The 20,198-nt window shown below is 59.3% G+C and carries 18 protein-coding genes; 8 read left to right on the top strand and 10 right to left on the bottom strand.

The genetic code is table 11. From position 1 onward, the window contains the following. Window positions 1–14 precede the first annotated feature (14 nt). Both hexR and ACIPY9_RS15550 read right to left on the bottom strand, forming a co-directional pair. A complete protein-coding gene (gene hexR / locus ACIPY9_RS15555; RefSeq protein WP_400702854.1) occupies window positions 15–881 on the bottom strand; it encodes a transcriptional regulator HexR in 867 nt (288 codons plus the stop codon). 153 nt (window positions 882–1,034) lie between these two features. Next, window positions 1,035–3,533: an EAL domain-containing protein gene (locus ACIPY9_RS15550; protein ID WP_400702851.1), complete on the bottom strand. Its 2,499-nt coding sequence runs from the start codon at window positions 3,531–3,533 to the stop codon at window positions 1,035–1,037. 235 nt (window positions 3,534–3,768) lie between these two features. Between ACIPY9_RS15550 and uvrD the strand changes: the two genes are divergently transcribed. From uvrD to ACIPY9_RS15535, 3 genes are all read left to right on the top strand, one after another. After that, complete coding sequence (uvrD, locus tag ACIPY9_RS15545) at window positions 3,769–5,952, top strand: DNA helicase II (protein WP_400702848.1); 2,184 nt, start codon at window positions 3,769–3,771, stop codon at window positions 5,950–5,952. A 169-nt stretch (window positions 5,953–6,121) separates the two neighbouring features. Next, window positions 6,122–6,964: a Tim44 domain-containing protein gene (locus ACIPY9_RS15540; protein WP_400702845.1), complete on the top strand. Its 843-nt coding sequence runs from the start codon at window positions 6,122–6,124 to the stop codon at window positions 6,962–6,964. 210 nt (window positions 6,965–7,174) lie between these two features. Continuing rightward, a complete protein-coding gene (locus ACIPY9_RS15535) occupies window positions 7,175–7,582 on the top strand; it encodes an SMI1/KNR4 family protein (protein WP_025262580.1) in 408 nt (135 codons plus the stop codon). 28 nt (window positions 7,583–7,610) lie between these two features. Here ACIPY9_RS15535 and ACIPY9_RS15530 read toward each other — a convergent pair whose 3' ends face one another. Further along, entirely contained in the window at window positions 7,611–9,377 is a 1,767-nt protein-coding gene (locus ACIPY9_RS15530; protein ID WP_400702841.1) for a cation:proton antiporter, read from the bottom strand. A gap of 307 nt (window positions 9,378–9,684) precedes the next feature. Here ACIPY9_RS15530 and ACIPY9_RS15525 point away from each other — a divergent pair, with 307 nt between their 5' ends. Beyond that, entirely contained in the window at window positions 9,685–10,170 is a 486-nt protein-coding gene (locus ACIPY9_RS15525; RefSeq protein WP_400702838.1) for an acyl-CoA thioesterase, read from the top strand. Between the two features lie 70 nt (window positions 10,171–10,240). Here ACIPY9_RS15525 and pdxY read toward each other — a convergent pair whose 3' ends face one another. After that, window positions 10,241–11,107, bottom strand: a complete 867-nt coding sequence (pdxY, locus tag ACIPY9_RS15520) for a pyridoxal kinase PdxY (protein WP_400702835.1) — start codon at window positions 11,105–11,107, stop codon at window positions 10,241–10,243. 115 nt (window positions 11,108–11,222) lie between these two features. Between pdxY and ACIPY9_RS15515 the strand changes: the two genes are divergently transcribed. Then, on the top strand, window positions 11,223–11,615 hold the full coding sequence (locus tag ACIPY9_RS15515; RefSeq protein ID WP_400702832.1) for a DUF3301 domain-containing protein: 393 nt from the start codon (window positions 11,223–11,225) through the stop codon (window positions 11,613–11,615). 4 nt (window positions 11,616–11,619) lie between these two features. Here the strand turns inward: ACIPY9_RS15515 and ACIPY9_RS15510 are convergent, their stop codons facing one another. Continuing rightward, window positions 11,620–12,591 carry a CobW family GTP-binding protein gene (locus tag ACIPY9_RS15510; protein WP_400702829.1) on the bottom strand — a complete coding sequence of 324 codons (972 nt, stop codon included), beginning with the start codon at window positions 12,589–12,591 and terminating at the stop codon, window positions 11,620–11,622. Between the two features lie 54 nt (window positions 12,592–12,645). Here ACIPY9_RS15510 and ACIPY9_RS15505 point away from each other — a divergent pair, with 54 nt between their 5' ends. Continuing rightward, a complete protein-coding gene (locus ACIPY9_RS15505) occupies window positions 12,646–13,008 on the top strand; it encodes an NADH:ubiquinone oxidoreductase (RefSeq protein WP_400702826.1) in 363 nt (120 codons plus the stop codon). On the opposite strand, the gene ACIPY9_RS15500 is transcribed toward ACIPY9_RS15505, so the two are convergent. Both ACIPY9_RS15500 and zigA read right to left on the bottom strand, forming a co-directional pair. Then, window positions 13,005–13,655: a DUF1826 domain-containing protein gene (locus tag ACIPY9_RS15500; RefSeq protein ID WP_400702819.1), complete on the bottom strand. Its 651-nt coding sequence runs from the start codon at window positions 13,653–13,655 to the stop codon at window positions 13,005–13,007. The two genes, ACIPY9_RS15505 and ACIPY9_RS15500, sit on opposite strands and share 4 nt — an antisense overlap. Further along, window positions 13,655–14,863 (bottom strand): zinc metallochaperone GTPase ZigA, encoded by a 1,209-nt coding sequence (zigA, locus tag ACIPY9_RS15495; RefSeq protein ID WP_400702816.1) that lies wholly within the window; start codon window positions 14,861–14,863, stop codon window positions 13,655–13,657. The genes ACIPY9_RS15500 and zigA overlap by 1 nt, the downstream gene beginning before the upstream one ends. Window positions 14,864–15,076: 213 nt before the next feature. Between zigA and ACIPY9_RS15490 the strand changes: the two genes are divergently transcribed. Further along, complete coding sequence (locus tag ACIPY9_RS15490; RefSeq protein ID WP_400702813.1) at window positions 15,077–15,409, top strand: glutamine synthetase; 333 nt, start codon at window positions 15,077–15,079, stop codon at window positions 15,407–15,409. Between the two features lie 5 nt (window positions 15,410–15,414). Here the strand turns inward: ACIPY9_RS15490 and ACIPY9_RS15485 are convergent, their stop codons facing one another. Both ACIPY9_RS15485 and ACIPY9_RS15480 read right to left on the bottom strand, forming a co-directional pair. Continuing rightward, complete coding sequence (locus ACIPY9_RS15485; RefSeq protein ID WP_400702810.1) at window positions 15,415–16,638, bottom strand: N-acetylmuramoyl-L-alanine amidase; 1,224 nt, start codon at window positions 16,636–16,638, stop codon at window positions 15,415–15,417. 188 nt (window positions 16,639–16,826) lie between these two features. Further along, window positions 16,827–17,348, bottom strand: coding sequence for a DUF3617 domain-containing protein (locus tag ACIPY9_RS15480; RefSeq protein WP_400702807.1), 522 nt, complete (start codon window positions 17,346–17,348; stop codon window positions 16,827–16,829). A 172-nt stretch (window positions 17,349–17,520) separates the two neighbouring features. Here ACIPY9_RS15480 and cls point away from each other — a divergent pair, with 172 nt between their 5' ends. After that, a complete protein-coding gene (cls, locus tag ACIPY9_RS15475) occupies window positions 17,521–18,960 on the top strand; it encodes a cardiolipin synthase (RefSeq protein WP_400702804.1) in 1,440 nt (479 codons plus the stop codon). A gap of 9 nt (window positions 18,961–18,969) precedes the next feature. Here the strand turns inward: cls and cfaB are convergent, their stop codons facing one another. Beyond that, a complete protein-coding gene (cfaB, locus tag ACIPY9_RS15470; RefSeq protein ID WP_400702801.1) occupies window positions 18,970–20,154 on the bottom strand; it encodes a C17 cyclopropane fatty acid synthase CfaB in 1,185 nt (394 codons plus the stop codon). Between the last annotated feature and the right edge of the window lie 44 nt (window positions 20,155–20,198).

Here is a 20,198-nt window from a genome sequence, read left to right as displayed (position 1 = left end):
AAGTTGATGAACCCTCAGTCTTCGTGCGCTTTCACCGATTTGGGCGATAGCCGCAGGCTGCGCAGACTGCGCTTCACGCTCTTGAGGTGGTTGACCAGGCTCGGGCCGCGCGCCATGGCGACCCCCATTGCAAGCACATCGATGACCACCAGATGCGCAATGCGTGAGGTCAACGGGGTGTAGATTTCCGTGTCTTCGTGCACATCGATCGCCAGATTGACCGACGACAGCTCGGCCAGAGGCGTCTGGCTCGGGCACAGCGTGATGAGCGTTGCCCCGCTTTCGCGAACCAGATTCGCGGTGATCAGCAAATCCTTGGAGCGCCCGGACTGGGAAATGCACACCGCAACATCAGTGGGCTTCAAGGTCACCGCCGACATCGCCTGCATGTGCGGATCGGAATAGGCCGCCGCACTCAGCAGCAGGCGAAAGAACTTGTGCTGGGCATCGGCCGCCACCGCGCCCGACGCACCGAAGCCATAGAACTCGACGCGGTTGGCACCGGCCATGGCCGTTACCGCCAGTTGCAGGGCATGGGGATCGAGGTTCTCGCGCACTTCCATCAGGGTGTGCAGCGTGGTGTCGAAAATCTTCAGGCTGTAGTCGGCGACCGAATCGTCTTCATGAATCGCGAACTGCCCGAAGCTGGCACCGGCGGCCAGACTCTGGGCCAGCTTGAGCTTCAGATCCTGAAAACCCGTACAACCGATGGCGCGGCAGAAACGCACGATGGTGGGTTCACTGATTCCGACACTATGGGCCAGATCAGCCATGGAACTGTGCATCACGGCCGCAGGGTCAAGCAGCACATGGTCGGCTACCTTGAGCTCCGACTTGCGCAGCAGATTACGTGACTGGGCGATGTGTTGCAGGAGATTCAAGAGGCAGACTCGCTAATGAGGCGGTTGGCGGGGATGTAGCTTTCTTGTAGTTATACTACATGACCTGCGAGCCGCCCAGTTAAACGAGCCTGGAACGTCAAACACAAGTCATTGAAGAGCAAATACCGCTTTTTTGTGGGAATAATCCTACATTCATGAAAACTGTGGCGTTCTCAGTACGCCCGCCATCACGGAAGCCTCGACAGGGCGACTGATCAGATAACCCTGCACCTCATCGCACCCATGGGCCTTGAGAAACTCCAGTTGCTTCCGGTTTTCGACACCCTCGGCCACCACCTTAAGGCCCAGGCTATGAGCCATTGAAATGATCGCCTGAATAATCGCCGCATCTTCAGTGCCATCGTCCAGGCCACGAATGAACGCCTGATCGATCTTTACGTAATCCACAGGAAAGCGCTTGAGATAGCTCAATGAAGAATAGCCGGTGCCGAAATCATCAATGGCCAATTTCACCCCCAGCTCGCGCAACTGCTGAAAGGTCGAGATGATGTGTTCGACGCTGTCGAGCAACTGGCTTTCGGTCAGTTCCAGCTCCAGCAACTCAGGGGCCAGCCCCGTTTCATCGAGCACTTGCCGGACCAGACTGACCAGCTTGCCCTGACGCAATTGATGCACGGACAGGTTGACCGAAACCCGGATCGGCTCGATCCCCTGCCGCTGCCACTCGCACGCCTGCCAACAGGCCTGACGAAGCACGAACTCACCAATGTCGCCAATCAGGCCGGTTTCCTCGGCAAGACCGATGAACTCCCCCGGCGACACCATGCCCCTTTCCGGGTGATGCCAGCGCACCAGCGCCTCCGCCGCATCCAGACGACCATTTTCAAGCAACAGTTTGGGCTGATAGAAGACTTGTAGCTGATGATCTTCGATGGCCTTGCGCAGCTGGATTTCCAGTTGCAGGCGCTCCAGGGTGCTGGCCTGGAGGCTGTCGGTAAAGAACTGGAAGTTATTGCCCCCCAGGTGCTTGGCATGCCGCATCGCCATATTGGCCTGACTGACCAGAGCCGAGATTTCACGGGCCGAATCCGGCAGCAGGCTGATGCCGACCGACGCACTGATGACCAGTTCATTGCCCGCCACCGACAAGGGTGTGCGCAGCTTGCTCAACAGTCGGCTGGTCACCCGGGCCAGGCTTGAAAGGTTGGCATAGGCATCGAACAGCACGGCGAATTCATCGCCAGACAGGCGCGCAATGGTGTTGGCTTCCGGCAGGGCACTGCTCAAACGCCGGGCCACATGCTTGAGCAACTGGTCCGCGACTTCATGCCCCAGGCTTTCGTTGAGCAACTTGAAGCGATCCAGATTGATATGCAGCAGCGCCAGGCTTCTTCCCCCCTGGCGCACACGCTGGCTGGCCTCTCGCAGGCGCTCCTTGAACTGCGCACGGTTGGCCAGACCGGTCAGCTCATCGAAATGGGTGAGGTAGCGCATGCGCTCCTCGGATTCGCGACGAGCAGACAGATCGGCAAAGAAGCCGACAATATGGCTGACATTGCCTGCAATATCGCGCACGACGCTCAACTGCAACCACTGCGGATACAACTCGCCGTTCTTCCGGGTCTCGACCAGTTCCCCCTGCCAGCTTCCCGTTTGCTCCAGCGCCTGATGAATGGCCTGAAAATGACGCCGCGCATCGCGGCTGCTGGCGATGTCCATGACCTGACGGCCCACGACATCTTCCGGCATGTAGCCTGTGACACGAGAGAACGCCTGATTGATGGTCAGAATCCTGTAATCAGGGTCGAAAATGACAATGCTCTCACTAACCGCATCAAAGACCTTCTCGGCAAGGCGCGGCGGGCTTTGGCTCAGGGCCAGATTGGCCGCCTCCAGCTCCAGGGTGCGCTGCACGACCCGCTCTTCCAGCCCTGCCTGTGCTTCTCGCAGACTGCGCTCGGCCTGACGGCGCTGCTCGACTTCCCGGGCCAGACTCTCATTCAACTCATCGCCCTTGGCCTGGGCCTGCTGTAAATGCTCGATCAGGGCCTGGTTCTGAAAACGCTGCAACAGGCTGCGCAGTATCAGGCGATTGACCTGCCAGGCCACCACGAACAGGGCAAACAACAGAATCAGACCAAGCCAGCCCCAGCCACGTAGCGGCACACCGCCGCCCATGAACAGGTAGAGGATCGGTGGTAGCAGGCACGACAGGCTGAACGTCAGAAACGCTGTCAGGCTGACGGCATAAGCGACGCTGGCCGACAGTGTCGCCGCGCCGATCATGCCGAATACCCAGGCCTGCTGGGCAAAACTGTCCACAGGCACCAGCACCATGGCCGCACAGGCCAGGGTCAGGCCACTGACCGCCGCCCCCAGCAGGAACATGCGTCGCCAGACCGGCTGGGCCTGACGCTCGGGAGAGGCCGCCCGGAATGCGGCAACCTGCATGATCCGCAGCGCCACCAACGCGAAAAGCCAGATCAGCCAGACACTGACCAGCACATAACGCTCAGGGCTCCACAGTAGCCAGGCACAGACAAGACCGTTGATAAACATGAACAAGGTCGGCAGAAGCGAACCCTGATAAAGCAGGCGTGTGCGTTCGACCACCAACTGGGTGGCGAACTGCTTGCGAATGCCCCGTCGACTGGTGTCAGAAGCATCGTGGGCGCTGAAGCTGAAAGGCATGGCTGGTTTCTTGTATTTGATTGGCCTTGACGTGTGTCGAGCATACACAAGCGCTCGACCAGACCAAACTGCCACCTACCATAAAACTGTGACATACGACCCTTGATATAGAGAACTCCAGCACAACTGACACAACCTGTGGCCCGAATGACCGGTCGTCAGCCCCGATGACTTTTTATTGCTCATGACAAAGCATGGTTTGCCCGACATGGGCGCAGCACCCTAGAATGCGCCGATGCGCGATGATCTCTCTCTCCTTCTCAATTCCCTCAACGATGCCCAGCGTCAGGCCGTAGCCGCCTCCCTGGGTCGTCAGTTGGTCCTGGCCGGCGCTGGTTCCGGCAAAACCCGTGTGCTGGTGCATCGCATCGCATGGCTGATGCAGGTCGAGCAAGCCTCCCCGCATTCGGTCCTGTCGGTGACGTTCACCAACAAGGCGGCAGCCGAGATGCGGCACCGCATCGAACAATTGATGGGCATCAGCCCGGCGGGCATGTGGGTCGGCACCTTCCACGGCCTGGCACACCGCCTGTTGCGGGCACACTGGCAGGAAGCGGGTCTGGTCCAGACCTTCCAGATTCTGGACAGCGACGACCAGCAGCGTCTGGTCAAACGCGTGATCCGCGAACTGGGGCTGGACGAGCAGCGCTGGCCGGCACGTCAGGCACAGTGGTTCATCAACGGCCAGAAAGACGAAGGCTTGCGCCCCAAGCACATTCAGGCCAGCGGTGACCTGTTCCTGGCCACCATGAAGTCGATCTATGAAGCCTATGAAGCCGCCTGCCAGCGAGCGGGCGTCATCGACTTCTCCGAGCTGCTGTTGCGTGCACTGGACCTGTGGCGCGACCATCCCGGTCTGCTGGCGCATTACCAGCGCCGCTTCCGTCACGTGCTGGTGGACGAGTTCCAGGACACCAACGCCGTGCAATACGCCTGGCTACGCCTGCTGGCGCAAGGCGGCGACAGCCTGATGGTGGTCGGTGATGACGACCAGTCCATCTATGGCTGGCGTGGCGCGAAAATCGAGAATATTCATCAATATTCGTCCGACTTCCCGGATACGGAAGTCATCCGCCTGGAGCAGAACTACCGTTCGACGGCCAGCATCCTCAAGGCGGCCAACGGCCTGATCGTCAACAACAGCGGCCGTCTGGGCAAAGAGCTGTGGACCGACGTGGGCGATGGCGATCAGATCAACCTGTATGCCGCCTTCAACGAGCACGATGAAGCGCGCTACGTGGTCGAAACCATCGAAAGCGCCCTGAAGACCGGGCTGTCGCGTAACGACATCGCCATCCTCTATCGCTCCAACGCCCAGTCGCGGGTGCTGGAAGAGGCCTTGCTGCGCGAACGCATCCCTTACCGCATCTATGGCGGCCAGCGCTTCTTCGAGCGTGCCGAAATCAAGAACGCCATGGCGTATCTGCGCCTGCTGGAAGGCCGCGGCAACGATGCCGCCCTGGAACGGGTCATCAACGTACCGGCACGCGGCATCGGCGAAAAGACCGTCGAAGCGATCCGCGAACATGCGCGCCACAACGATGTGTCCATGTGGGAAGCCATGCGCCAGCTGGTGGCCAACAAAGGCCTGACCGGACGGGCTGCCGGGGCCTTGAACGCGTTCATCGAGCTGATCGAGAACCTCTCGGCCAAGGTCATGGAAATGCCTTTGCATCTGATGACCCAGACCGTCATCGAGCAGTCGGGGCTGATCGATTATCACCAGCAGGAAAAAGGCGAGAAAGGCCAGGCCAGGGTAGAAAACCTTGAAGAACTGGTCAGCGCCGCACGCAACTTCGAGAACACCGAAGATGACGAAGATCTGACGCCGCTGGCCGCCTTCCTGGGCCATGCCTCGCTGGAAGCGGGCGATACCCAGGCTCAGGAGCACGAAGACAGTATTCAGCTCATGACCCTGCACAGCGCCAAGGGTCTGGAATTCCCTTATGTGTTCCTGGTGGGCATGGAAGAAGGGTTGTTCCCGCACAAGATGAGCCTGGAAGAACCGGGCCGTCTGGAAGAGGAGCGTCGTCTGGCGTATGTCGGCATCACCCGCGCCATGCAACAGCTGGTGATGACCTACGCGGAAACCCGTCGTCTTTATGGCAGCGAAACCTACAACAAGGTGTCACGTTTCGTACGCGAGATTCCGCCAGCGTTGATTCAGGAAGTTCGCTTGTCCAATAGCGTCAGCCGTCCATTCGGCGGCACCCAGAAGGTCAACAACAGCAGCCTGTTCTCGGGTACGGGTATCCCCGAAACCGAATTCACCCTGGGCCAGCGAGTCCAGCACGCTGTCTTCGGTGAAGGGGTGATCCTGAACTTTGAAGGCTCCGGCGCTCAGGCCCGGGTGCAGGTCAACTTTGCCGAAGGCAGCAAGTGGTTGATGATGGGGTACGCGAAGCTGGTGCCGATCTGACACACATTGCGTAGGAGCGAATTCATTCGCGAATAAATTCGCTCCTACGCACGTCCTGGTTTCATTTCCTACAGACTTTATGCAAAAGTCCGAAACACTAACGCACTAGCCATTGGCTGGCCGCCTGTGCAACATGGCGCGCGTGCAATCACAAAACGGGAATACCCTTATGCAACGTTTTCTAAGCATGGCTCTGGCGCTGTGCATCGGGCTCACCATGAGTCTGGATGTAAACGCCGCACGTTTCGGTGGCGGCAAGAGCATGGGCTCGGCGCCTAGCCACCAGGCGCGTCAGACAGCGCCTTCCACTCCAGCCGCAGCACCGAACGCTGCCGGTCGTCCGGCACCGGCTGCCAGTGGCGCGTCTCGCTGGTTAGGCCCATTGGCCGGTATCGCTGCCGGTGGCCTGTTGGCATCGATGTTCATGGGTGACGGCTTCAACGGCCTGCAGTTCTTCGACATTCTGATCATGGGCCTGATCGCCTTCCTGATCTTCCGCTTCATTGCGCGTCGTCGTCAGCAGCAACAGCCGAACATGGCCGGTGCCGGTGCTCCTTACCAGCGTGAAACCAGCCAGCCTGCGCAAAACCCGATCTTCGGTGGCATGTCGTCGGCTCCTGCCGCTCCGGTCATCAATGCTCCGGCCTGGTTCAACGAAGAACGCTTCATCGAAGCCGCTCGCAACCACTTCCAGTCGCTGCAACAGCACTGGGATGCCAACGAGATGGACAAGATCGCCGAGTTCGTTACGCCACAGATGCTGCAATTCCTGAAGAAGGAACGTGCTGACCTGGGCGACGGTTTCCAGTCCACCTACATCGACAACCTCAACGTTCAGCTGGAAGGTGTGGATGATCGTGCGGACAAGACCATCGCGACTCTGACCTTCTCGGGCGTCTCCAAGACTTCACGCTTCGATCAGGGCGAAGTCTTCAGCGAAAGCTGGAATATGGAACGTGCCCAGGGCGACAACCAGCCATGGCTGGTGGCAGGTATCCGCCAGAACGGCTGAGCCTCTCGCGCATGACAGAACCCCGGACTTGTCCGGGGTTTTTTATTTTTTAGCCTGTCGCCCCTAACAAAAGGCCCTTTGAAGGGTTCCAACGCTTGAAGCCGGTCTGACAGGATGTTTCGTACAGAACCTATCCGATCGGGTAGTTATTTTGAGAAAAGCTTTAGGCTACTGTATAACCCGCGCCATCAAGCTTAGAGGACCCATGTCGTGGAAGAAGTCATCGAACAACTGCGTGAGCAAAACGAACCGGTTCCGGTTCCCCTTGAACTGCCGGACGAAGACCAGCTCGTCGAGATCGAGGAACAACTGTTTATCAATATTCCTTACGTCTTCAAGGAATTCCTTCTGACCGTCAGTGACGTTGTGTATGGCAGCCTCGAGCCCGTCACAGTGACCGATCCTCAATCGCACACTTACCTGCCGGATGTGGCGGCGACGGCGTGGGACCTGGGCGTACCCCGCGAACTGATCCCGATCTGTCAGGATGGCGACGACTATTACTGCGTGGAAGAAGACGGCACCGTGGTCCTGTGGTCCGGCGAAGAAGAGTTGGTCACTGAAGAGAACTGGGAATCCGTCTGGCACTGGGCCAGGGATGTCTGGCTGGAAAGCTGAGGCCACCCGCCAGAAGGGGTCGCCGGGCTCAGTGCCCGGACGACTCCTGATTGTTGTTCCCCAGCGTCTCCAGCAACGCGATCTGCATCCGCGTATGCACCCGGATGAACCAGCGCCACAGCAGCGCAGCCACCACGGCAGCCACCAGCAGGATCACCAGCAGCAATTCATTGGTCGGCAGAATACTGGCCGACAAGGCCGCCAGCAGCACGAAAATCACCGCCAGCGACAACAGCGGGATCACCTCGGCCACCACCTTGCGGACACGTGCGGTATGGCGCCCCGCCATTTCCGGTTTCACCCCCATCTCGGCCAGCAGCATCGACAACGCCTTGAGCTTGCGATACGCCGCAATCAGGAACGGCAGCGACAGCAACAGGGCAGCCCCGCAGATCCAGGCCTTCTGCAGACCGACATCGCTGACCCACTCACTGATATAGGCCCCGATGCGCTCGGCGAAATAACCGCCGCAGAAGAAGATCGCCACCACCAGTGCCAGGTTGACGCCGACCTGTAGCAATATCCGCCGGATCATCGACGCCAGCACCGCCCCCTGCCCTTGCGGCTGGATGCTGCGCAGCCATTCGCCATACATGCCAAACACCCGTGCCATTCGTCGTGGCACCACAGCCGCCAGCTGAAGCGAAAGCGGGTCGGCCGCACGAATCAGATAAGGCGTCAGTAAAGTGGTAATGGCCGAAACGGCGACCGCCACCGGATAGAGGAAATCGCTGGTGACCTGCAACGTCATGCCCAGCGCCGCGATGATGAAGGAGAATTCGCCAATCTGTGACAGCCCCATCCCCACACGCAACGATGTCCGGCCATCGTTACCGGCAATGAACGCCCCCAGCCCGCAGGACAACATCTTGCCCAGCACCACAGCCACGGTAATCACGGCGATGGGCCACGCATATTCCAGCAAGACCTTGGGGTCGATCATCAAGCCAATGGCGACAAAGAAGATGGCGCTGAACATGTCGCGAATAGGTTCGATAAGGCGCTCAATCTTCAACAATTGACGCGACTCGGCCATGATCGCACCAATCAGGAAGGCACCCAGCACCATGCTGTATTCAAGCTTCACCACCAGCAAACAAAAACCGAAACACAGGCCCAGTACAGTGATCAGCAGCATTTCGTTGCTTTCGAACTTCGCCACGTAAGACAACAGGCGCGGCACCAGAAGGATGCCAACCACCAGGGCCACGATCATGAACAGCGACAGCTTGCCAACCGTGGAGAAAACCTCTCCCGAACTGACCGAGCCGCTGACAGCGATACCCGACAGCAAGGCGATGATGCCGATCCCCAGAATGTCTTCGACGATCAGCACGCCGAAGATCAGTTGGGCAAAGTGCTGGTTCTTCATCTTCAGGTCGTTGAGGGCCTTGACGATGATGGTGGTCGAGGAAATGGCCAGAATCGCCCCGAGAAACAGCGAATCCATGGTTTTCCAGCCAAAGAACTGGCCGATTTCATAACCGATCCAGATCATCAGGGTGATTTCGAGAAAAGCGGCGATGAACGCCGTGGCACCGACCTTGAACAGCTTTCGCAGGCTGAATTCCAGCCCCAGGCAAAACATCAGAAAGATCACCCCCAGCTCGGCAAGGGTCTTGATGGTGCCTTCATCGTGGATCAGCCCCACAGGCGGTGTATGCGGGCCGATGATGAACCCGGCCACGATGTAACCCAGTACCACCGGCTGCTTGAAGCGATGGAAAAGAATGGTTACCACACCGGCCACCAGCATGATCACTGCCAAGTCCTGGATAAAATTGACGGCATGCATGGTGACGGCTCCTTGTTCGATAAGTGGTGTATGTGGCATCCGATGGCTTCTGGTTCAAAAAATCGGAATCTACACCCGGAAAACTCTGCTAAAAGCATAGGAAAAAACCCGATCCACGGGTTTTGGGAGAGTAACACCGCCCCCGAAGAGAGAAAGCCGGTGCAATATATGGAAACAGATAGATTCGAGGCGTGACGGCGTGTCATCAGCCAACGTCCCGATAACTGTCTGTGCAGAGATTGCATTGCCTCCGTGAGCGCCAGCATAAGGCGCCACTCATGAATGACCTTGACCGTGTGAGTACGCTATGGAACCCGGAAACGCCCAGCTGTCGATGACTGTATTGATGACCCCGGACATGGCCAACTTCTCTGGCAATGTGCATGGCGGTACGTTGCTCAAGTACCTGGATGAAGTCGCCTACGCCTGCGCCAGCCGTTATGCCGGCCGCTACGTGGTGACGCTGTCGGTGGATCAGGTGATCTTTCGCGAACCGGTCCATGTCGGTGAGCTGGTGACCTTCCTGGCCTCGGTGAACTACACCGGCAATACCTCGATGGAAGTCGGTATCAAGGTCGTGACCGAGAACATCCGCGAGCGCTCGGTACGCCATACCAACAGCTGCTTCTTCACCATGGTCGCGGTGGATGACAACCGCAAACCGGCCAGCGTCCCGCCGCTGGAGCCGGAAACCGCCGATGAAAAGCGCCGGTTCATCCAGGGTCGTCAACGCCGCCAGATTCGTCAGGAGCTGGAAAAGCGTTATCAGGAGATCAAGGACGAGGCCTTGTAAGGAAGGACTTCGCGAATGAATTCGCTCCTACGCCCGTAGAAGCGAATTCATTCGCGAAAAAGCCACCGGCTTACAACCGGGCAGCCTCGAACCGCACCCGCGGATGGGCGATCCGGTCCTGGGCACGAACCAGTTCCAGCTCATAGCTGCCACAGGCCTGGGTTTCCAGCAGAATCTCATGGACAGCAGCAGCCGTGAACTCGAAAGCAGCGACCAGATCATCCCCCAACAGCACACGCGACAGGAAAAGCCCGGACGTCAGGTCGCCCACGCCCACTGGCTGACGTGGAAAGGCCAGCAAAGGACGGCGCAGGTGCCAGCTGGCATCGGCGGTCACCAGCAGCATTTCAAAACCGTCGGCTGCCTTGCCGGGGTAATCCAGATGCTTGACCAGCACCGCCTTGGGGCCTCGCGCCAGCAGCGCACGTGCCATGGCCAGACAGTCGAGCAGGGATTCCGGCTTGCGGCCGGCAAAGCTGTCCAGCTCCAGCTGGTTCGGGCACATGAAGTCCGCCACGGCGGCGGCCTCTTCCAGCAGAAAATCACTGACCTCGGCCGGAACGATACACCCCTTCTCCGGATGGCCCATCACCGGGTCGCACAGGTACAACGCCTTGGGATTGGCCGCCTTGATACGCGCCACCCCCGTCAGAATCGCCCGGCCTTGTGCCGCACTGCCCAGATAACCGGAAAGCACTGCATCGCAGTTGCCCAGCTCGCCAATGGCCGCAATCCCCTCGATCAGCGCCGGAATCTGCTGCGGAGCCAGCACTTCGCCCGTCCATTGCTTGTATTGGGTGTGGTTGGAGAACTGAACCGTGTTGAGCGGCCAGACATTGACCCCGATACGCTGCATCGGAAACACCGCTGCGCCGTTGCCTGCGTGGCCAAAGACCACATGAGACTGGATGGCGAGCAAGTGAGGTGTACGTTTCATGGGAGGTATCCTGAACACGATGCAAGTGCAGTAATAAGAAATTTAAGTCGCGCAGTATGGCTGTAAATCACTCGGGGCAGTTAAGCTGGAGGCTCCTTTGTTGGAGCACTCTGCCATGCTGACCCTGGGAAACATTTTCGTGCTGATGCTGTTCGCGAGCGCGGCAGCCTGGTTATGGCATTCCCATGGTCTGCGCGAGCGAGCGCTGGAGCGCGTCAAACAGCATTGTGCCCGGCTCGATCTGGAACTGCTCGACGGCAACGTCGCCTTGCGTCGCATTGCATTTGTCCGCGACGCTCAGGGCCACAAGCGACTGGCACGGGTCTATGGCTTCGAGTTCACCGTCACCGGCGAGCAACGTCACCCCGGCACAATCACGATGTTCGGCGCCCATTCGGCCCAGATCGAACTCGCACCCTACCCGTTTGAAATTAAAACGCCACCACCCACGGCTGAAATCATTCAAATGAATGAATGGCGCGAGTCGCATCAGCAACGCAAACAGTAAGGGATCACTCCAGGCAAGCCGCGAACTGTGCCTGCAAGGTAGCAGCGTCCTGAACGGTGGAAAAGATCAATTCCAGGCGCGAATCCTGACGCCATTCGCTGACGAGCCACGCAAGGTCCGATCCCTCCAGGGCATTGCCTGAAAACCAGCCGTCCCTGCTGTGGATAACCATTTTCGCCCGCCGCCATGCAAGGCTTTGCAGCCATTGCTGAAGCCGTGTCCGGTCAAAACACTGCGAAGGATGCCAGCGCCAGCCGATACTCCAGCCATCGACGCTGCTCTGGCTCAAACAGATCGGCTCACGTGGATCGCGCCAGACAGCTGGCAATTGCCCAAGACTTCGAGGCAGGTCGAGGTTATCCACAGCCCGGTTATCCACAGGCGGACCGCCCAGAAAGCCAGGCAGTTGCGCCAACGCAAGCTGCCCCTGCTCAACCCAGACCAGGGAGTGTTCCGACAATGCATCCGCCAGTCGCTTGCGTGATGCCTCCTCCAGACCTTCCGACTTGTTCATCACCACCAGCCCCGCATCAGCCAACGCCTCCTGCTGGGTAGGCGGTAGCGGATGGCCTGCCGCCATACCGATCGAGTCCAGCACCATGACGCCGGGCTGAACACTGAGCACATCCCGCCAGGGAGCCTGACGCAATTGAGCCATGAGCTGCGCCGGATGCCCCAGCCCTGAGGGCTCTATCAGCAGCCGGTCAGGTCGCGCCTTGCGCAGCAAACGCCCCAGACCGATCTGGAACGGCACGCCGTTGACGCAGCACAGGCAGCCGCCAGCCACTTCGCCAAGTGCGATACCATCGGCATCCACCGTCAGAAGCGCCGCATCCAGGCCGATCTGGCCAAACTCGTTGATCAGCACTGCCCAGCGCTCACCGGCAGGCTTTTGCCTCAGCAGATGTTTGATCAGGCTGGTCTTGCCTGCACCCAACGGGCCACCAATGACATGGGTGGGAATGTTCTGCAGCATCGGAATCGCTTCTGGAGAGTGTCGTTTGCCAACAAAGATGAAGGAAAGGTAGCCATGCGAGCAATACAGCCAGCCCTCATGGTGCTGGCAATGATGTCGGGCAAGGCATGGGCCGAGGCGTGTCTGGTACACAGTCAGGCCGAGCGACTCGACGTCAAGGTCTGTCAGGAAAACATCAGTATCCCGCCGAAGATGTTCCACGACAGTTTCTGCCAGCCGCAGCTGGTGGATCAGAAAACCGAAGTGACCTTCTCGCAGGAATGTCCGGCCGGTGCCTTTGGCATATGCAGCAACGCACAGGTTGCCAATATGCCCTATCGCGAGAATATCCACTATTACGGCGTGGCCAGCGATGCGCTTTATCTCAAGCCCTTCTGTGAAGGGCAGAGCAAGGGGAAATGGCTGACCCCGGATTAGGCCAGCCAGTCCAGGGTCAGGATCAGGCGACGCTCGTTACGCTCGAGCCGCGGCGAGCGATGAACCAGCCCCAGGCCTTCATTGCCGGTCCAGCGCTCGCCCTTGAGCAAGGCCACCTCCCCGCAATGGATCTGCTGAACCCGCTCCGGGTCTAAAGGTTCGGCCTCTGGACGCCCGAGCAACTTGCGGTCGATCGCATTTTCCTTGAGCCATTGGCTGCCGATCCCGGCATACGTGGTGACCAGCCGCACCGGCACATGATCGACGTGAAAGCGTGGGCACATGGCCTTGTCCAGCGCCCGGAGCCGCAAACCGACATGCTCGGCACCCAGCAGACACGCGTAAGCGCTGACCAGCCAGGACACGTCCGCGATAAACCCGTCATACCCCTGCAAGTCGGCATACCCCGACGCCAGACCTTGCAGGTTGGGCTCGAGATCGCCGCCTTTCACGTCCAGTGTCAGGGATTCCGCCAACGGCTCGCCCAGTGACAGCAACAATGCGCCGAAGTCCTCGATGTGAGCGGGCAACTGGCGCTGCCAGATCGCCAGATTGACACCGTCCTCCAGCACCTGCCCCAATACCTCGGGCGTTTCGCCTTGCACCTGACGGGCGCGGGGCTGGAATTTCAGCACGGCTGCCAGCATCAGGCAGCCTCCTCGTCATACCAGGCACCAAAAGGATCGGGCAGCTGACGCCATCCTTCCACGCCCATGGCCATTTCTTCGTCGGTGAGCAGGCAGTCGTCCAGCTCGGCAGTCAGGAGGGCAAAATCGATGTTTTGCCCGATGAACACCAGCTCCTGACGGCAATCCCCGGTTTCAGGCGACCAGTTGCTCATGATCGAAGTGACGTTCTCCTGATCCTGCGGCCAGTGTGAGCGGGTCACGAAACGCCACCAGCGCCCTGCAAAACCATGACGCATCAGGCCGCCCGCCTGCGACCAGCTGCCGGCATCCTTGTATTTGCTCGCCAGCCAGAAGAAACCCTTGGAGCGCAGCAGTTTGCCGTTGGTCCAGGGACGGTCGATAAAGCTGAAAAAACGCTCAGGGTGAAAAGGACGACGCGCCCGGTAGGCCGTGGAGGCGATGCCATATTCTTCGGTTTCCGGCACATGCTCGCCGCGCATTTCCTTGAGCCAACCCGGGGCCTGGGAGGCACGCTCGAAGTCGAAGCGGCCGGTATTGAGAATGGTCGCCAAGGGAACCTCGCCCATCACCATCGGCACGATCTCGGCATGTGGGTTGAGGCGCTTGAGGATGGCCATCAGTTCCTGACGCTCGCTGGAGCTGATCAGGTCGATCTTGCTGAGCAGGATCACATCGGCGAACTCGATCTGCTCGATCAGCAGATCGGTGATCGAACGGTCATCCTCTTCGCCCAGGGTTTCGCCTCGGGTCGCCAGACTTTCGGAAGCCTGGTAATCGATCATGAAATTCACACCATCGACCACGGTGACCATGGTATCCAGACGCGCCAGATCGATCAGGCTCTTGCCCGCTTCATCACGGAAGGTAAAGGTTTCGGCCACCGGCAGCGGCTCGGAAATCCCCGTGGACTCGATCAGCAGGTAGTCGAAGCGACCGTCCTGAGCCAGACGGCTGACCTCTTCGAGGAGGTCTTCGCGCAGCGTGCAGCAAATGCAGCCGTTACTCATCTCGACCAGTTTTTCTTCGGCACGGTTCAGGCTGACATCGCGCTGGACTTCGCCGCCATCGATGTTGATCTCGCTCATATCGTTGACGATAACGGCCACCCGCAGATTCTCGCGGTTGCGCAGCACATGATTGAGGAGGGTACTTTTCCCGGCTCCAAGAAAACCGGACAAAACAGTAACAGGCAGGCGATTCGGCATCGGGGATTCTCAGGCCAGGTTTCAAGGCATGTGCCTTGTTCATGTAGGCTGCACCGGGGCCTGTCATCGGCACCTTGGGCAGCCCGCTCTAATCACCCGACAATGTTATAGTATAACAATACAAAATAGCCAACCCGTTCGACGAAGGGCGTCTGTGTGAAACACATTTCAAAAGGCTTATGCACGTTACTGATACTGGCCAGCACGCACGTAATGGCTGCCGGCCCCCGCCCCAGCGTGGATCTGGCAACCTGTACGCGTAGCGCGAATCTGCTGGCGTGCAGCGATGCGAAAGGCAATGGCTACAGCGTTGCCACGGCCGGGTCGACCACTTACTTGCGGGGTTATGAAGTCCTGGGCAAAAGACGCTGGGCACAGACCAACAACCAGTTCGGCCAACTGACCTTTTTCACGGGGCTGGCCTCGAACGGCGAAGCCTGGATCGGCACCATTCAGCGCATCGGCTGGACCACCATTACGCGGGTTTCCAGTTCCGATGGCACACGCAGCAAGATCACATGCAGCCGTTTGAGTGGCTGCCACTGACCGCGTCAGGCCTGCGACAGTTTTTTCTGCTCCTGCACCCAGGCCATGTGCGAGTCGAGCGGCGGGTTACGCTGAAAGTAGCGCTGCAAGCCATCGAACAGACCATCGGCCACGGCCTGTTGATGACGCGCCGTCACCAGCCGCTGGCTGTCGCGGCTATTGGAGATGAATCCGGTCTCGACCAGGATCGAAGGCACATCCGGCGACTTGAGTACCGCAAAGCCCGCCTGTTCCACACGTTTCTGATGCAAGGTGGTAATGCCTTCCAGGCTGCCCAGCACGGTATGGCCCAATTGCAGGCTGGCCGCGATGGTGGCGTTCATCGACATGTCGAGAATCACCCCGGCCAGCATGGGGTCCTTGTCCTTGAGGTTGAGTAACGCCGTAGCACCCAGCAGGTCGGCACCGTTTTCACGCTGGGCCATGAAGCGCGCCGTGGCCGATGTCGCACCGCCTTCGGACAGGGCAAAGACCGAAGCTCCCGAAGCCGTCAGCCGTGGCGCGGCATCGGCATGAATCGAGATGAACATGTCGGCCTTGGATTTATGGGCAAACTCCACGCGCTTGCGCAGCGGCACAAAGAAGTCGTCGTTGCGCACCAGACGCACATCAAAGCCTTTCTCGCGTTTCAGGCGCCTGGCCAGCAACTGGGCGATAGACAACACGACGTCCTTTTCCCGCTCACCTTTGGCCCCCACGGCCCCCGGGTCCTTGCCGCCATGACCGGCATCGACCACCACCATGATGTCGCGCTTGAGATGAGGCTTTTCAGGTGCCTGAGCCGGTGGTGGAGGAGCCACGGCCGCCATCTGTACCGGCGCGCTGGCGGTGGAGCTCAAGTCCAGCACCAATCGATGGCCCTGCCCGCCTTCCGGCCCCAGCAGAAAACTGTTGAGTTGCACGGGAGACGTCAGGTCCAGCACGATGCGTGTGTCATCGCCATGCCCGTAATGCCCGGACCGGATCGCCTTGATCACCGTTCGATCCAGCGCCAGCTGGCTGAAATCCCCGGTCAGCCGCGAACCGCTGATATCGATGATCAGACGATCGGGCGCAGCCAGCGTGAAGGTCTTGTATTGCACCGGCCCGCTCAGGTCGAGCACCAGCCTCAGCTTGTCGTCGCTGCGCCATAACCGGGCATTGCGAATCTGCGTGGCCACGGCTCCCAACGGCAAGGCCAGCGCTGCGCTGGCCAGCAACATATTGAGCAGAATTTGACGTCGGTGCATGGCAGGTCTCACGAAACGAAGCGAGCATCCGGGCTCATGAAAGGTCTCAGCGCAACAATAGTAATAATATAACACTACGTTACAAGTGAAACATGAAGCCTTACATGAAGATTGCCGCCGTCGAAAAACCTGCCGTTTAGAGCACTAAGTGCATGAACAAAAAGAAAAATGTTCCACGTGGAACCTCATCAGCTTCGTGGAGCAACCGCACCACATTGCTGACCTAACCAGACGGCACGGGTGTCCATGCTGCCGTTCTGTTGCTGGCCTGTCGCATTGAAAGTCCCCACCACCTTGGTGGTGAACTCACGGTTACTGAGAAACTGCGCCTGCCCGGTGCCCTGCGCCTTGGGGCAACTGAACTGGAAGTTCCATGTCTGGCCATTACGCGCCGTGATCTTCTGCGAGCAACCGGATTTCGGATCGGTCAGGGGAATATCGTTCGATTTGACCTGGGCTTCGGTCAGGCAGAACCGCACGCCTTGCCCGCCCAGCGTGACGCCCTGCTTCTGCATCATCTGTTCCATCATGGCGCGCTGCTCGGGTGGCAGGTTCTTCAATTGCCCCAGCATCAGTTGCAGGTCCGGCAATGCCTGACCATCGACTTTCATGTTGCTGGAGGTCAGTTCCCACAATCCGGGTTGCAGCATCTGGGCATGGGCAACGGGCGCTGCCAGACAAAACATCCACGCCAATACACGTTTGTTCATACAAAATTTCCTCGTAGGACCCTCACACCCGAAAGCCTGACCGGGTTGGGCCGGCAAGGCAATGAGCCTTAGACGACAGAAGCACAGGCCAGTTGCACAGACATTAAAATAGCGACAATCCAGGGCCGCTGTGGTCTGTTATAGGCGCAGCGGACAGGAGCATTGGTTACGTATGGATTATCACAGCCCGTATTTCTTCGGCTATGTTCTGGGGTTCATTCATCTGTTGGGAGCAGTGGCTGCCATCCATGCCTTGCTGACCGTACGCACCGCACAAGGCGCCATCGCCTGGGCAATGCCGCTCTTTTTCATTCCTTACTTCACTCTGATTCCCTATCTGGTCTTTGGCCGCAGCACGTTCGATGCCTATATCAAGGCCCGCCGCGAAGCCAACAGTGAAATGCGCAACGCCATCGCCAACCTGAACTGGCGGCCCTGGGTCGAGGAGGCCGTCGCGGCCCGTCGCTCGGACGCCTATGCTTCGCTACGCGCCATGCCCAGGCTTGGGCACATGCCCGCGCTGGCCAATAACGAAGTCAAACTGCTGATCAATGGCAAGGCGAGCTTCGATGCCATATTCAAGGCCATTGGCCAGGCTCGGCAAACGATCCTGATTCAGTTTTTCATCATCCACGACGATGATCTCGGCCGCCGCCTGCAAACACTGCTGCTGGAAAAGGCCGCACAAGGCGTGAAGATCTTCGTGCTCTATGACCGCATCGGCAGCCATGCCCTACCCGGCTCATACAGCGACAAGCTGCGTGCCGGAGGTGTGCAGATCAAGGCCTTTGCCACCCATGGTGGCTGGCTCAACCGCTTCCAGATCAACTTCCGCAATCACCGCAAGATCGTCGTGGTCGACGGCCTGAAAGGGTATCTGGGCGGGCATAACGTGGGCGATGAGTACATGGGGCTCAAACCGCCTCTGTCCCCCTGGCGCGATACCCACGTGCAAGTCATCGGCCCTGTCGTGGCCTGCCTGCAGGAGTCGTTTGCGGAAGACTGGTTCTGGGCCACTCGGGAATTGCCGCCCCTGAGCCTGCCCGACACCTTCCCCGAGCAAGGCGTGCTCTGTCAGTTGCTGGCCAGCGGCCCGGCCGACGCCCGGGAAACCTGTTCACTGTTCTTCGTGGAAGCCATCCATGCCGCGACAGAACGGGTGTGGATAACCAGCCCTTACTTCATCCCCGACGAAGCCGTGTCGGCGGCCTTGCGCCTGGCGGTACTGCGCGGTGTGGATGTACGACTGTTGCTGCCGTCACGCCCCGATCATTACGTGGTCTATGCCGCCTCCAGCCTGTTCGCGTTCGATGCGGTACAGGCCGGAGTACGGGTGTTTCGCTACAAGCCGGGCTTCCTGCATCAGAAGGTGGTGCTGGTGGACAACGAGATCACGGCCATTGGCAGCGCCAACCTGGACAACCGTTCGTTCCGGCTGAACTTCGAGCTGATGCTGCTGACCGTCGACACCGGCTTCGCCCATGAGGTTGAAACCATGCTGAATGCCGACTTCGACCTGAGCCACGAAATCACGCTTCAGGAGAGCCGGGAAACCCGCCATCTGCATCAACTGGGCATGCGTGTGGCACGTCTGATCTCGCCCATCCTGTAAGAGCGGGCATTACCGATAGAGGTCGTCCCGTGTCAGTGGCAGCCCATGCCCGCCATCGGCCAAAGGCTTGACCGCCAGGATCTGATGCAGGTTGATCCAGCCCTTGGCGAACGCATACGCACACCCTGCCAGGTACAGACGCCAGATGCGCAGCGCCTGCTCTGACACCATGGCAGAGGCTTCTCCCAGACGGCTTTCAAGCCGTTCGCTCCAGTGCTCCAGCGTCCTGGCGTAATGCAGACGCAGGCTTTCGACATCGACGATTTCCAGCCCGGCCTCGCTGATATGGGCGCTGATCATCGCCAGATGAGGCAACTCACCGTTGGGGAACACGTAGCGGTCGATGAACTCCCCGGCCCCACGCCCGACCGGACGTCCATCGGTGTGCAAGGCTGTAATACCGTGATTCATCACCAGCCCGCCCTCCTTCACCGCACCAAACAGCCGCTGCGTGTACAGCGGCAGGTTCGCATGGCCGACATGCTCGAACATCCCCACGCTGACCACCTTGTCGAAACGCTGATCCTGCGGCAGATCGCGGTAGTCGAGCAGTTGCAGCTCGACCCTGTCCTGCAAGCCTTCGGCCTCGACCCGCTCACGCGCCAGCGCCAACTGTGCGTGGCTGAGGGTAATACCGAACACCTTCACGCCATACTCGCGCGCGGCAAAACGCGCCAGGCCTCCCCAGCCACACCCGACATCCAGCAGATACTCGCCAGGCTCCAGACGCAGCTTGCGGCACAGGTGGTGAAACTTGTCCTGTTGCGCTTGTTCCAGCGACTCGCTGCCTGTCTTGAAGTAAGCACAGGAATAGACCATCTCCTTGTCGAGCCACAGCTGATAGAAGTCGTTGGACAGGTCGTAGTGATAGGAGATCGACGCCGCATCGGTGGCCTTGTCATGCCGGGTACGCACCGGGTTACTGGACGCGTCATCGTCCACAAGCGCGTGGGTCAGCTCGTCGCACACCCTCACGACCTCACTGATCGAGCCCTCCAGCTCCAGCCGCCCTTCCACAAAGGCACTGCCCAGCAGATCCAGGCTCGGGTGGGTAAAGTCGGAAACCAGCAGCGGGTCTTTAACGGTGATCGTGACGCTGGGGGTCGGCCCCAGATCCACTTCATGGCCGTCCCAGAGCTTGAGGCGCAAAGGGAGGTGCAGATGTTGCAAGGCGGGTGGAAGTTGCGCATTCATATGAGTTGCCCCCTGATCCAGAAGCTGGAAAAAGGGTAGTCCAC

Source organism: Pseudomonas sp. NPDC089734, assembly GCF_044748865.1.
Lineage (GTDB): Bacteria > Pseudomonadota > Gammaproteobacteria > Pseudomonadales > Pseudomonadaceae > Aquipseudomonas.
Note: the sequence above shows the minus strand (reverse complement) of the source record. Positions and strands in the feature narration are given on the sequence as shown.

What these genes read in the sequence shown, in the direction of transcription:
- ACIPY9_RS15525 (WP_400702838.1), top strand. Translation starts at nt 9,685, where the DNA reads ATGGAACCCGGAAACGCCCAGCTGTCGATGACTGTATTGATGACCCCG.
- zigA (WP_400702816.1), bottom strand. Translation starts at nt 14,863, where the DNA reads ATGCCGAATCGCCTGCCTGTTACTGTTTTGTCCGGTTTTCTTGGAGCC.
- ACIPY9_RS15530 (WP_400702841.1), bottom strand. Translation starts at nt 9,377, where the DNA reads ATGCATGCCGTCAATTTTATCCAGGACTTGGCAGTGATCATGCTGGTG.
- ACIPY9_RS15485 (WP_400702810.1), bottom strand. Translation starts at nt 16,638, where the DNA reads ATGCACCGACGTCAAATTCTGCTCAATATGTTGCTGGCCAGCGCAGCG.
- ACIPY9_RS15505 (WP_400702826.1), top strand. Translation starts at nt 12,646, where the DNA reads ATGCGAGCAATACAGCCAGCCCTCATGGTGCTGGCAATGATGTCGGGC.
- ACIPY9_RS15490 (WP_400702813.1), top strand. Translation starts at nt 15,077, where the DNA reads ATGGCTGCCGGCCCCCGCCCCAGCGTGGATCTGGCAACCTGTACGCGT.
- uvrD (WP_400702848.1), top strand. Translation starts at nt 3,769, where the DNA reads ATGCGCGATGATCTCTCTCTCCTTCTCAATTCCCTCAACGATGCCCAG.
- ACIPY9_RS15515 (WP_400702832.1), top strand. Translation starts at nt 11,223, where the DNA reads ATGCTGACCCTGGGAAACATTTTCGTGCTGATGCTGTTCGCGAGCGCG.
- ACIPY9_RS15540 (WP_400702845.1), top strand. Translation starts at nt 6,122, where the DNA reads ATGCAACGTTTTCTAAGCATGGCTCTGGCGCTGTGCATCGGGCTCACC.
- pdxY (WP_400702835.1), bottom strand. Translation starts at nt 11,107, where the DNA reads ATGAAACGTACACCTCACTTGCTCGCCATCCAGTCTCATGTGGTCTTT.
- ACIPY9_RS15510 (WP_400702829.1), bottom strand. Translation starts at nt 12,591, where the DNA reads ATGCTGCAGAACATTCCCACCCATGTCATTGGTGGCCCGTTGGGTGCA.
- cfaB (WP_400702801.1), bottom strand. Translation starts at nt 20,154, where the DNA reads ATGAATGCGCAACTTCCACCCGCCTTGCAACATCTGCACCTCCCTTTG.
- cls (WP_400702804.1), top strand. Translation starts at nt 17,521, where the DNA reads ATGGATTATCACAGCCCGTATTTCTTCGGCTATGTTCTGGGGTTCATT.
- ACIPY9_RS15480 (WP_400702807.1), bottom strand. Translation starts at nt 17,348, where the DNA reads ATGAACAAACGTGTATTGGCGTGGATGTTTTGTCTGGCAGCGCCCGTT.
- ACIPY9_RS15500 (WP_400702819.1), bottom strand. Translation starts at nt 13,655, where the DNA reads ATGCTGGCAGCCGTGCTGAAATTCCAGCCCCGCGCCCGTCAGGTGCAA.
- ACIPY9_RS15550 (WP_400702851.1), bottom strand. Translation starts at nt 3,533, where the DNA reads ATGCCTTTCAGCTTCAGCGCCCACGATGCTTCTGACACCAGTCGACGG.